This window comes from Clostridium sediminicola (assembly GCF_050402865.1).
Lineage (GTDB): Bacteria > Bacillota > Clostridia > Clostridiales > Clostridiaceae > Clostridium_AF > Clostridium_AF sediminicola.
In genome coordinates, this window is the sequence record NZ_BAABMF010000002.1 from 77,982 (window position 1) to 89,827 (window position 11,846).

Annotated in this window: 8 protein-coding genes; 5 read left to right on the plus strand and 3 right to left on the minus strand. The window is 30.4% G+C overall.

What is annotated here, in order from left to right:
• Positions 1–32 precede the first annotated feature (32 nt).
• Positions 33–1,766: an ABC transporter ATP-binding protein gene (locus ACQ3F0_RS04155; RefSeq protein WP_428863801.1), complete on the minus strand. Its 1,734-nt coding sequence runs from the start codon at positions 1,764–1,766 to the stop codon at positions 33–35.
• Between the two features lie 268 nt (positions 1,767–2,034).
• On the opposite strand from ACQ3F0_RS04155, the gene ACQ3F0_RS04160 reads away from it, so the two are divergent.
• On the plus strand, positions 2,035–2,844 hold the full coding sequence (locus ACQ3F0_RS04160) for a hypothetical protein (RefSeq protein WP_428863803.1): 810 nt from the start codon (positions 2,035–2,037) through the stop codon (positions 2,842–2,844).
• A gap of 18 nt (positions 2,845–2,862) precedes the next feature.
• Positions 2,863–3,924 carry a 4Fe-4S dicluster domain-containing protein gene (locus ACQ3F0_RS04165; protein WP_428863804.1) on the plus strand — a complete coding sequence of 354 codons (1,062 nt, stop codon included), beginning with the start codon at positions 2,863–2,865 and terminating at the stop codon, positions 3,922–3,924.
• 68 nt (positions 3,925–3,992) lie between these two features.
• Here the strand turns inward: ACQ3F0_RS04165 and ACQ3F0_RS04170 are convergent, their stop codons facing one another.
• Entirely contained in the window at positions 3,993–5,429 is a 1,437-nt protein-coding gene (locus ACQ3F0_RS04170; RefSeq protein WP_428863806.1) for a glutamate synthase subunit beta, read from the minus strand.
• Between the two features lie 13 nt (positions 5,430–5,442).
• Complete coding sequence (gene gltB / locus ACQ3F0_RS04175; RefSeq protein ID WP_428863807.1) at positions 5,443–9,957, minus strand: glutamate synthase large subunit; 4,515 nt, start codon at positions 9,955–9,957, stop codon at positions 5,443–5,445.
• Positions 9,958–10,482: 525 nt separating this feature from the next.
• Between gltB and ACQ3F0_RS04180 the strand changes: the two genes are divergently transcribed.
• The 3 genes from ACQ3F0_RS04180 (at position 10,483) to ACQ3F0_RS04190 (ending at position 11,835) form a co-directional block, all read left to right on the plus strand.
• Positions 10,483–10,695: a small, acid-soluble spore protein, H family gene (locus ACQ3F0_RS04180; RefSeq protein ID WP_428863808.1), complete on the plus strand. Its 213-nt coding sequence runs from the start codon at positions 10,483–10,485 to the stop codon at positions 10,693–10,695.
• Between the two features lies 1 nt (position 10,696).
• Positions 10,697–10,897, plus strand: coding sequence for a hypothetical protein (locus ACQ3F0_RS04185; RefSeq protein ID WP_428863810.1), 201 nt, complete (start codon positions 10,697–10,699; stop codon positions 10,895–10,897).
• A 206-nt stretch (positions 10,898–11,103) separates the two neighbouring features.
• Entirely contained in the window at positions 11,104–11,835 is a 732-nt protein-coding gene (locus ACQ3F0_RS04190) for a LysM peptidoglycan-binding domain-containing protein (protein WP_428863811.1), read from the plus strand.
• Positions 11,836–11,846: the final 11 nt, after the last annotated feature.

An 11,846-nucleotide genomic window follows, 5' to 3' on the forward strand; every position in this document is an offset into this window, starting at 1 on the left:
TCAACCTTATCTAAATTAAATTTGGTATTATATTAAATGTCATCAGGTATAAATCCTTTAAACTGTGAGTTAAACAGCTTTTCGTAAATCCCTTTTAATTTGATCAATTCATCATGTGAGCCACTTTCCTCAATTCCCTTATCCGTTAACACTATTATTTCATTAGCATTCTTTACTGTAGATAATCTATGAGCGACTACAATTGTTGTTCTTCCTTGAGATAATTCTTCCAACGACCTTTGAATAATTAATTCAGTGGCATTATCTAAAGCCGATGTTGCTTCATCTAAAATTAATATTGGAGGATTTTTCAAGAAAACCCTAGCTATAGAAATTCTTTGTTTTTGTCCACCAGACAGCTTAATTCCTCTTTCACCAACAAAAGTATTATATCCATCTTTCTGTTTCATTATAAAATCGTGAATATTAGCTTTTTTAGCAGCATAAATAACTTCTTCATCTGATGAACCAGGTTTTCCATATAAAATATTTTCTTTAATAGTTCCTGTAAACAAAAATACTTCTTGTTGAACTAGACCAATATTCCTTCTTAAAGATTTTAGTGTAGCATCCTTTATTTCTATTCCATCAATATATATTTCACCTTCAGTTATTTCATAAAACCTTGGTATTAAATGACATAAAGTAGTCTTTCCTCCACCACTAGGTCCAACAATTGCAATAGTTTTTCCATTTGGTATGCTTAAATTTATATTTGATAATACTGAACTTTTATCATCATATTTAAATGATACATTATTGAACTTTATATTACCTTTTACATATCCTAACTCAACTGCATTTTCTTTATCCACTATATCGGACTTAATCTCCATTAACTCAGTAAATCTTTCAAAACCAGCCATACCCGATTGGTATTGTTCAACAAAAGTTGTTAATCTTCTAATTGGCTGCATAAAGATAGTTATGTATAATAGATATGCAACTAAATCTCCAGACTCTATAATTCCTTTATAGAAGAATATACCCCCTGCTACAAGAACTACTATATTTAAAAAATTTATAAAAAACCTCATTCCTGAAAAAAATTCGGCCATATATTTAAAGGCTGCTTCTCTACTTATTCTGAACTTATTATTACCTTCATCAAATTTATCCATTTCATACTGTTCATTTGTAAAAGATTTTGAAACTCTAATACCAGATATACTGTTCTCTAATTGAGAATTTACATCAGCAATTTTTCTTCTTACATCTTTAAACGCTTTTCCCATTTTTACTCTTTTAGAGATAGTAAACCAAATCAAAAAAGGAATAAAAGCAAATACTATTATCGTTAATGGTATGTTTATTGTGCTTAAGGCAATAAATGACCCTAAAATCACTACTATAGAAATAAATAAATCTTCTGGACCATGATGAGCCAATTCTGAAATTTCCGTTAAATCATTAACTATTCTAGACATTATAATTCCTGTCTTATTGTCATCAAAGTAACTAAAAGGAAGTTCTTGCAAATGTGAAAAAATATCCTTTCTCATTTCATACTGCATTCGTACGCCTAATACATGTCCCCAATAATCCATCACATAGTTACATGTAAGCTTAATTATATAAACCACTAATAACAATGCAGCTAAAATAAATAACATCTTTAATTGTTTGTTTGGTATAACTTTATTAATAATTTCTCTAGTTATCATAGGATAAAATAAATCTGCCGCTGCAACTAAAAAGGCACATATAAAATCTATAATAAACAATTTTTTTTGTGATTTATAGTATTTAGAAAATTTTTTTATCATTCCTTCTCCTCCAATCTTTTGGATATTCCTGGTTGCATTGGCATATTATATACCGATTTTAGTAAAAAGTCAATCGATTTTTCAAATTTTATTTTATTTTTTCTTAACCTTTCATTAATTTTGTGTTATTATGTTTAGGTATTAAAATCTCGAGTTATGTTTATAATTACAAAGGATGGAATATTAAACAAACTATAATTTAATTAATGACATTTATTACCATTTATTATATAATGATTATAAACTTTGAAAGGAAGGTATATTAAAAATGGAAAGTTTTAAGATTCAAAATTTCACTACTATTAAAAATAAAGAAAAAGTGAAAGAAAAAGAAAACAACGCAAACAACATAAATAATAAGGTTAAATTTGTTGCATTAAATATGCTATTTTTTACAACTATAGTCTTATTAAGTTCAAAAGGAAACTTAAAGGAAAGTTTATCTGAAATAAACGAACCTGCTATAGCTGCCGAAAGTTCAAACGAACTTACTCCCTCTACTAGTAAATTAGATTCAATCAGTATAGTGCCCAGTAACTTATCTGATGCTTCAGATAATAACTTAAACCTTTTATCAACTGTATTAGTACCTCAAAATAAAGAAATAACAATCCAAGTAAAACAAAATTCTTTTGTTAAATACAATACTTTACCAACAAAATTTAGGTATAAGAATATAAACGAAAGTAGCTTAAGAAGCTATTTAAGGAAAAGAAAATCAATTCTAGCTGAAGAGCCATACTTCTCTACAATCATAGATGTAGCTGCAAGCTACGACCTAAACCCTCTTCTTTTATTTGCAATCACGGGGCAAGAACAAAGTTTTGTTCCTACGACTTCAAAAAGTCATTCTAAAATTGCAAATAACCCTTTTAATGTTCACGGTAGCTGGAAAAAATATAATACTAATATCAATGATAGCGCTGATATTGTATGTAGAACTTTAATTAATTTAAGTAAAAATAGACCTTCTACATATGATCCTATACTTTGGATTAACAGAAAATATGCTGCAGATCAAGGTTGGGGTTCTAGAGTAAATAAGATATTTAATATGTTAGCAAATATAGCTAGCTAGTTTTAAAGGAGGCTTCTAATGAATAGAGTAGATGAGAGGGATACCATTTTTTCAAGAATGAATTTAGACAAAAACTCATCTCAATACAACTATTATTATTCACAAAACAGCAATAAGATTGAGATAGATAATGAACTACGCGCTTTACCTAATTTTGGTGAGGAAGGTTCTGTTACATATAATAAATTAAATTCTCCAATTGTAAATTCAACTTTCGAATATTTATCCCACATAAAAAAATATTCTGAAGGTACTAAGAGCAGCGAAAAAATTGATATCTCTCCAAAAGAAATAACTACTAAAATCAAAGAATTAGGAAAATTTTTCGGAGCAAAGATTGTTGGAGTAACTAAAATGGAAGATTATCATTACTACACCAATAGAGGTAGAGAAAAAGAAACTTATGGTGATGAGGTAATTCCTAATCATCTATATGGAATTGCTTTTGCTGTTGATATGAATCAAGACTTTATAAACACCGCACCTCAATTACCTGAATCTATTGCTGTAGTTAAAGGTTATTTAGAAGCTGCAAATATAGGAATGGTTTTATCATACTATATTCGAAGCCTAGGCTATGATGCAAGAAATCATATGGATGGTAATTATCTAGTTATAGCCCCTTTAGTTGCACAAGATGCAGGTATAGGTCAATTAGGTCGTCATGGATTACTAATTACTAAAGAATACGGTCCTAGAGTGAGATTAGGGGTTGTTACAACAAACATTCCTTTATTAGTTGATACCATCGATAACTTTGGAGTGGATACATTTTGTGAAGAATGTGGTAGATGTGCAAAGACATGTCCAGGTAAATGTATACCAAAAGAATCGAAATCATTAATAGATGGTGATTTGAGATGGAAGATAAACCCTGAACAGTGTTATAAAAGATGGCGTTCTTTAGGTACCGACTGCGGTATCTGCCTAGCAAACTGTCCATTTTCTGATAGTATACCATTAGAAATTATATCCCAAATAAAGGATTCAAAAGAAATCAGAGAAAAAATCCTTAATGAATTCCAAACTAAATATGGTATTAGACCATTTAATAGAGATATACCAAGTTGGTTAAAATAAAAAGGTTGGAATTTATAAATTCCTCATATAATATAATAAAAAAATTGCAGCTTCTCGCTGCAATTTTTTTATCCATTTAAATAGCTTTCACCCATTAAATATTCATCAACACATTTTGCTGTTTTTCTCCCGTCACAAATGGCCTTAACTACCAAGGATTGTCCATTTTTCATATCTCCTGCTGAGAATACTCCATTAATACTAGTCATATGTTCTTCATTAGTTAATACATTACCTCTTACATCATATTTTAGTTCTAAATCATTTAATAGACCATCATGTTGAGGATTAATAAATCCCATAGCTAATAATATCATATCTACTTCTATTTCAAATTCACTATCTTTTACTTCTTCCATTTTGAATCTTCCATTTTCATCTTTTGTCCATTTAACTTCTACAGCTTTTATTGAAGATACCTTACCATCTTTGCCTAAAATTTCTTTAGTTGCAATAGACCACTGTCTTTCACAGCCTTCTTCATGGGAAGTAGTGGTCTTTAAAAGTTTAGGGTACAAAGGCCACGGCATTGTTTCATCTCTATCTTCTGGCGGTTTAGGAAGTATTTCAAATTGATATACTTGTTTTGCTCCCTGTCTTATTGACGTTCCAACACAGTCAGATCCAGTATCTCCTCCACCTATTACAAGTACTACCTTATCTTTGGCTGTTATATCATTGCCTTTAATTTTCTTACCAGCAACTCTTTTATTTTGCTTAGTTAGCATATCCATTGCAAAATATATTCCCTCTAACTCTCTACCTTTAACAATTAAATCTCTTGGAATAGTTGAGCCACCTGCTAAAACAACAGCATCAAAATCATTAACTAATTCTTCTGCAGTTATATCAACACCTACATTAGTTTTGGTTTTGAAGGTAATTCCTTCTGCTTTCATTAGTTCAACTCTTCTTTGAACAACTGACTTATCCAGTTTGAAATCTGGTATACCATATCTTAATAATCCGCCAATTTCATCAGCTCTTTCAAAAACAGTAACTTCGTGTCCAACTGAATTTAATTCTGCAGCTGCTGCAAGCCCTGCAGGACCTGAACCAACTACAGCTATTTTTTTATCTGTCCTTATTTTAGGAGAATTTGGAGTTATCCAGCCTTCTTTAAATGCTTTTTCAATAATAGTAACTTCTATTTCTCGAACAGATACTGCTTTTTTATTTATACCAAGTGTACAAGAAGCTTCACAAAGAGCGGGACACACCCTACCTGTGAATTCCGGAAAATTACTTGTTAATTTAAGCCTTTTAAATGCCTTTTCCCATTTATCATGGTAAACCAAATCATTCCAATCTGATATAACATTTCCTAGTGGGCATCCCCAATTACAAAAAGGTGTTCCACACTCCATGCATCTTGCACTTTGTTCTATAATTTCCTCTTCTGTTGATGGTATATAAACTTCCTTATAGTCCTCTATTCTTTCCTTTACCGATCTCTTCTTGAAATTTTTTCTTTCATATTCTTTAAACCCTGTTAGTTTTCCCATTACTCACACCCCCTTATAAAGCCTTCTCTTCAGTTTTATTTTTTTCTAAAATTTCTCTATACGCAGTTGGTATAATTTTAAGGAACTTTTCCCTATGTTCATCCCAATTGTTGAGAATCATTTTAGCTCTACTACTTTGTGAGTACTTGTAATGTTCTTCTATTAGTTCTTTTATTCTATATAAATCTTTCTCGCCTAACTCTTCATGAATTTCAAGCATAGATTCAGTACATTTTCCTTCAAAGCTTTTTTCCTGAAGGACATATGCTATACCACCACTCATTCCTGCACCAAAGTTCCTTCCTATTTCGCCCAATACCACAACAGTTCCACCAGTCATATATTCGCAGCAATGATCTCCTACACCTTCAACAACAGCGGTAGCTCCACTATTTCTTACTGCAAAACGCTCCCCAACAATTCCATTAACAAAAAGTTTTCCTTCTGTAGCACCATAAAGAATGGTATTACCTCCAATATGATTTTCTTCTGCTTTGAATCCTTCTGTTTTTGGGGCTTTTAATACAATTTTTGCTCCAGAAAGTCCTTTTGCAACATAATCATTTGCATCACCTTCAAGAATCATTGTTAAACCGCGAATTCCAAATGCACCAAAGCTTTGACCAGCTGATCCAAAGAAATTATATTCAATCGTATCTTCTGGCAATCCTTGCGCGCCATAAGTTTTTGCAATTTTACCACTCAACATAGCCCCTACCGTTCTATCTGTGTTATTTATCTCAAAATTCCCTGTCACAGGCTTTTTATTATTTATTGCAGGTTCAGCTACTGAAATCAAAAGATGATCCATTGATTTATCTATTCCATGATCTTGTTCTATTACACAGTATGGTTTAATCCTCTTTGGCATATCTGGTTTATATAATATATTTGTTAAGTCTAAACCGTTAGCTTTCCAATGATTAACTGCTTTCTTAGTGTCTAATTTATCAACTCTACCAATCATTTCATTCATAGTTCTGAATCCAAGTTGAGCCATATACTCCCTTACTTCTTCAGCTATAAATGTAAAGAAATTAATTAAGTATTCAGGCTTACCTTTAAAACATTTTCTAAGATCTGGGTCTTGAGTTGCAACACCCATTTCACATGTATTGTTTTGGCAATGTCTTAACATTGTACATCCCATAATTACTAATGCAGTAGTTGCAAACCCGTATTCTTCTGCTCCTAATAAAGCTGCCACAACAACATCTCTACCAGTCTTTATTTGTCCATCAGTTTGAACTCTAACTCTACTTCTTAAATTATTTAATTGAAGAACTTGATGTGTCTCTGATAGTCCAATTTCCCAAGGAATACCTGCATATCTTATTCCTGAAAGTGGTGCTGCACCAGTTCCTCCATCATGTCCACTAATTAGAATTACATCTGCATGAGCTTTTGCCACACCAGCAGCTACTGTACCAACCCCAACTTCTGATACAAGCTTAACACTTATTCTGCTACTAGGGTTAACACATTTCAAATCATATATTAGCTGAGATAAATCCTCAATAGAGTAGATATCATGATGCGGTGGAGGAGAAATTAAATCAATACCTGGAGTAGAATGTCTAATCTTCGCAATATATTCATCTACTTTCTTTCCAGGAAGATGTCCACCTTCACCAGGTTTTGCTCCTTGAGCTACTTTTATTTGAAGTTCATCAGCATTTACAAGATAATTTGTATTTACTCCAAAACGTGCAGATGCAATTTGTTTTATGGCACTACGCCTGTTATTTCCATTACCATCAAGTTTAAATCTTCTTTCGTCTTCTCCACCTTCACCAGAGTTAGATTTTGCACCAATTTTGTTCATTGCAATGGCAATAGTTTCATGTGCTTCCTTACTAATAGACCCTAAAGACATAGCTCCAGTACAAAATCTCTTTAGTATTTCACTAACAGGTTCAACTTCTTCAATAGGAATAGATTTGAATCCTTTGAAATCAAATAATCCTCTTATTGTACATAAATTCTTGCTTTGATTATTTATACCTTTAGCATAGTCTTTATATAAATTATAATCATTATTTCTTGAAGAAACCTGCAATTTATAGATTGATTCAGGATTAAATAAATGGAACTCACCTTTTTTCCTCCATGAATACACTCCTCCAACTTCTAATTCTGAACTTGGCTTTCTCAATCTATCAAATGCTTTTTTATGACGAATAAGTACTTCTTCTGCTATAGTTTCTATTCCAATCCCACCAATTCTAGTTGGTGTTCCACAGAAATATTTATCGACAACTTCCTCACTAAGTCCTAATGCTTCAAATATTTGAGCACCATGATAACTTTGTATTGTACAAATACCCATTTTTGAGAGTATTTTTAATAATCCTTTATTAATGGCTTTAATATAATTCTTTACAGCTTTTTCTTCAGATTTTTCTTCTATGTCTCCCTCTCTTACCATATCTTTTATTGTTTCAATTGCAAGATACGGATTAATAGCTGTAGCTCCATACCCGATTAACTGAGCAAAATGAGTTGTTTCTCTAGCTTCTCCTGTTTCAATAATAATTGATACTTTTGTTCTTGTCTTTTCACTTATTAGATGATGTTGAACAGCAGATACTGCAAGTAAACTTGGTATAGCTGCTTCATATCCATCAACCTTTTTATCAGATAATATTAATATGTTATAACCCTCTTTAACTCTTCTAGAGGCTCTTTCACATATTAACTCAAGAGCAGTTTTAAATCCTTCAACTCCTCTATCAGCCTTAAATGTGATAGGAATAGTTGATGCTTTGAAATCTTTATTTCTCAAAGATTTTATTTTTTTCATACTTTCATCACATAAAACCGGTGACTCAAGTCTCATAAATGGAAGATTAGCCACATCTTTCTTCAATATATTATCTTGTGACCCTATATAGTTTTTAAGTGACATTACCACGCCTTCTCTAATCGGATCTATAGGCGGATTTGTAACTTGTGCAAATAGCTGTCTAAAATAATTAAATAATAATTGTGGTTTATTGGATAATACAGCTAAAGGAGTATCATTACCCATAGAACCAATAGGCTCTTTTGAGTTTTCCGCCATATTCTTTAAAATTTTATTTAAATCTTCCACAGTATATCCAAATGCTTGCTGTCGTTCTTTAATAGTATCTTTATTCACAGTTGTTTCTTCATAATCTATTTCAATGTTATCCAATGAGCGTCTACTTTCTTCTACAATCTGCTCATAAGGTTTCCTCAATGCTATTTCTCTTTTTATTTCTTCATCATAGAATATTTTTCCCTTAGAAGTATCAACCATAAGCATTTTACCTGGTTTTAATCTTCCCTTTTTAATGATTTCATCGGGGCTGTATTTTATAACACCATATTCTGATGATACTACTATTTGTCCACTTTTAGTAATCACATACCTTGCTGGTCTAAGTCCATTTCTGTCTAGTGTAGCTCCTACTCTAGTACCATCATTAAAAAATACAGCTGCTGGACCATCCCATGGTTCAATTAATGAACTATAGTATTCATAGAATGCTTTTTTATAAGAAGGCATATTTTCATTGCCTTCCCAAGCTTCTGGAATTAGCATCATTAAAGAATGTACAGGTTCTCTACCATCTCTAACTAGTAATTCAAAAGCATTATCTAAAGATGCTGAATCACTACAATTTGGTGTTATTATAGGAAATAATTTTTTTATATCTTCTTTAAATACATCTGATTTTAGTACTCCTTCTCGTGCATTCATCCAGTTTCTGTTCCCTCTAATGGTATTTATCTCTCCATTATGAGCTAGGAATCTAAAAGGTTGTGCTAAATCCCAAGTAGGGAAAGTGTTTGTACTAAATCTTTGATGAACTAATGCTATAGCACTTTTAAAGTTAATATCATTTAGGTCAGAATAAAATTTACTAATTTGTTCTGGTAGTAATAAACCCTTATATACTATTGTTTTGTGGGAAAGAGTACATATATAAAAATATTCACTTCCTCTTTCCAACAACCTATTTACTTCATTCTCTGTTCTCTTTCGAATTATATATAATTTTCTTTCAAATACGTCTTCATTAAGATTCATTCTATCAATAAATAATTGTCGTATTATAGGTTGAGTTCCTTTAGCCGTTTCCCCTATATTCCTATTATCTATGGGTACATTTCTCCAACCCAAGGTTCTTAACCCTTCTTCTTCAACAACTCTTTCAAATATTCCTTCACACTGATATCTTAACGCTGGTTCTTTGGGTAAGAAAGTCATACCTACTGCATATTGTTCTTTTGATGGCAACTCAATGCCTATGTTATCACATACTATTCTAAAAAACTCATCTGGTATTTGAAGCATAATCCCCGCTCCATCACCTGTTTTAGGATCAGCTCCAACTGCTCCTCTATGGTCAAGATTAGCTAGGATTTGAAGTCCTTTTTTTACAATCCCATGCTTCTTTTCTCCTTTAATGTTAGCAATAAATCCAACACCACAATTATCTTTTTCAAACTGTGGATCATAAAGTCCCTGTTTACCAGGAATTACATTTTTAATATTCACGTTGATTCCCCCTAACTATAGATAAACACCTTATAAAAAAAAATATATATTAGTTATAATTGTTTATCTATATTAATTTGTATAACGCCCCAATTAATTTAAATATACAAATAAGTTTAGTTAACATTATATAATTAATTTTGCAATATTTCAACATAAAAATTGCAATTTTATAAAAATCTTTAAGTTATTTGGTATATTATTTCAATATAGGGGTATTTTTTTTAGCAATGTGTTAATTGCCTAATTACTATTAATTTTCATATATTAATGTAAACATTTAACTATATTATTACTCCGTTAAAGCTAAAACTTTAAATCTAATATACTATAGCTAATTTTATTCTTACAGTTATTTTAATAATACTTTAAAAATAAAATAAAAACTACATATTTTCATCTAAATTTAGACACACTTTAAGTATAGATATAAATAATAAAATTCTTAATTAATAGTATATTTGATTAACAACATTTTAGAATAGTTACTAGTTTTCAATAAATTATTTTAGAAAGGAGTTTTTTATGGAAATTGAAAGATTAAAAGAAATTTTTTTCTCTGCTGACAACCATAAAGTAATGTATAACGGCCATCCTGTTTGGATTGAATCATATGATAAAGATGCTAATATCGCAGAAATACGTCTTCTTGACAATCAAAAAATCGAAGGTGCCTATATTAAGGAATTGGTTGATACGGGGCAAGTCATAGGTAAAGTAAGAAATAGGAGGCATTAAAATGCACATTAATAGAGATGTATACGAATATAGAATCGGAAATATACTATTTAAATCCAATCAAACCAGAGGTACTGTTGAGGTATATGATAGTAGCGGTAGAATGATTAGGTTTGAAAAAAACGTACCAAGCAACTATAGTGATTTTCAAAGTCTTGCATTTAATTTATTTAATAATATTGATACTGATACCAGAAAATAAAAACATCCTATTTAAGGGTGTTTTTTTATATGTTGGACTTAAAACATAAAAATAAGTCCAAATAAATTTATTTTTGAATTATTAATTATTTTTAATTTTATATGTTTAATTTTTTTTATTAATGTCAATAATTGAAATATACGAAGTTATCACTATATAAATATTAGAGTTTCTCAATAAAAAACTCTAAATTAGGAGGTGTTAGTTTGAAATTCTTTAAGAAACCAATAATAATTTTTTGCACCTTAGCAGTACTTATTGTTGGATTAGTATTTATTTACAAAACAGTTTCTATGAATAAAAATCAAACAGATATAGAAAATGCAGTTGAGGTAAAAGAGAAAAATAATAAAGCAAATATAAATGATGAAAAGAGCTCTAATAATAAACCAACAACTGATAATTCAAAAACTGGACAAAATAAAGAAAAAGATAATGAAACTGATGTGAAAAATACTATTGTAGAAGATGAGTATATTAAGTACACAATAAAAGAAGGAGATTCTTTATACTCAATTATTAAATCTGAAATGAGTTGGAGTCTATACAATAACGGGCTTAAAATGCTTACAGAAATTAATAATATACGTGAAACCGATGTTTTAAAAATAGGTTCAACTATCTTAATTCCTGCAAACAATATTGATTCAACAAATTGTACATCTTATATAGTTAATGAGGGAGATACTTTATATAGTATCGCAATGAAATATTATCCAACAATGACCGCTGAAACAGCAGTAAATGTTATTATGGATAAAAATAATATTGTAAACGCAAAAGAAATTACTACTGGTTTAGAAATGTACCTTCCAAATGAAGGAATTGTTTCAGTTAATAGTAGCAATTTAAAAGACAAAAACTCAAATACTAAAAATAGTACTAATCACTCATTAACAACTGATAATGAATATAAAAAATCAATACCTATAAATTAGGAGCTTCACAG

Coding starts and splice junctions, on each gene's coding strand:
- ACQ3F0_RS04155 (WP_428863801.1), bottom strand. CDS start 1,766: ATGATAAAAAAATTTTCTAAATACTATAAATCACAAAAAAAATTGTTT.
- ACQ3F0_RS04160 (WP_428863803.1), top strand. CDS start 2,035: ATGGAAAGTTTTAAGATTCAAAATTTCACTACTATTAAAAATAAAGAA.
- ACQ3F0_RS04165 (WP_428863804.1), top strand. CDS start 2,863: ATGAATAGAGTAGATGAGAGGGATACCATTTTTTCAAGAATGAATTTA.
- ACQ3F0_RS04170 (WP_428863806.1), bottom strand. CDS start 5,429: ATGGGAAAACTAACAGGGTTTAAAGAATATGAAAGAAAAAATTTCAAG.
- ACQ3F0_RS04180 (WP_428863808.1), top strand. CDS start 10,483: ATGGAAATTGAAAGATTAAAAGAAATTTTTTTCTCTGCTGACAACCAT.
- ACQ3F0_RS04185 (WP_428863810.1), top strand. CDS start 10,697: ATGCACATTAATAGAGATGTATACGAATATAGAATCGGAAATATACTA.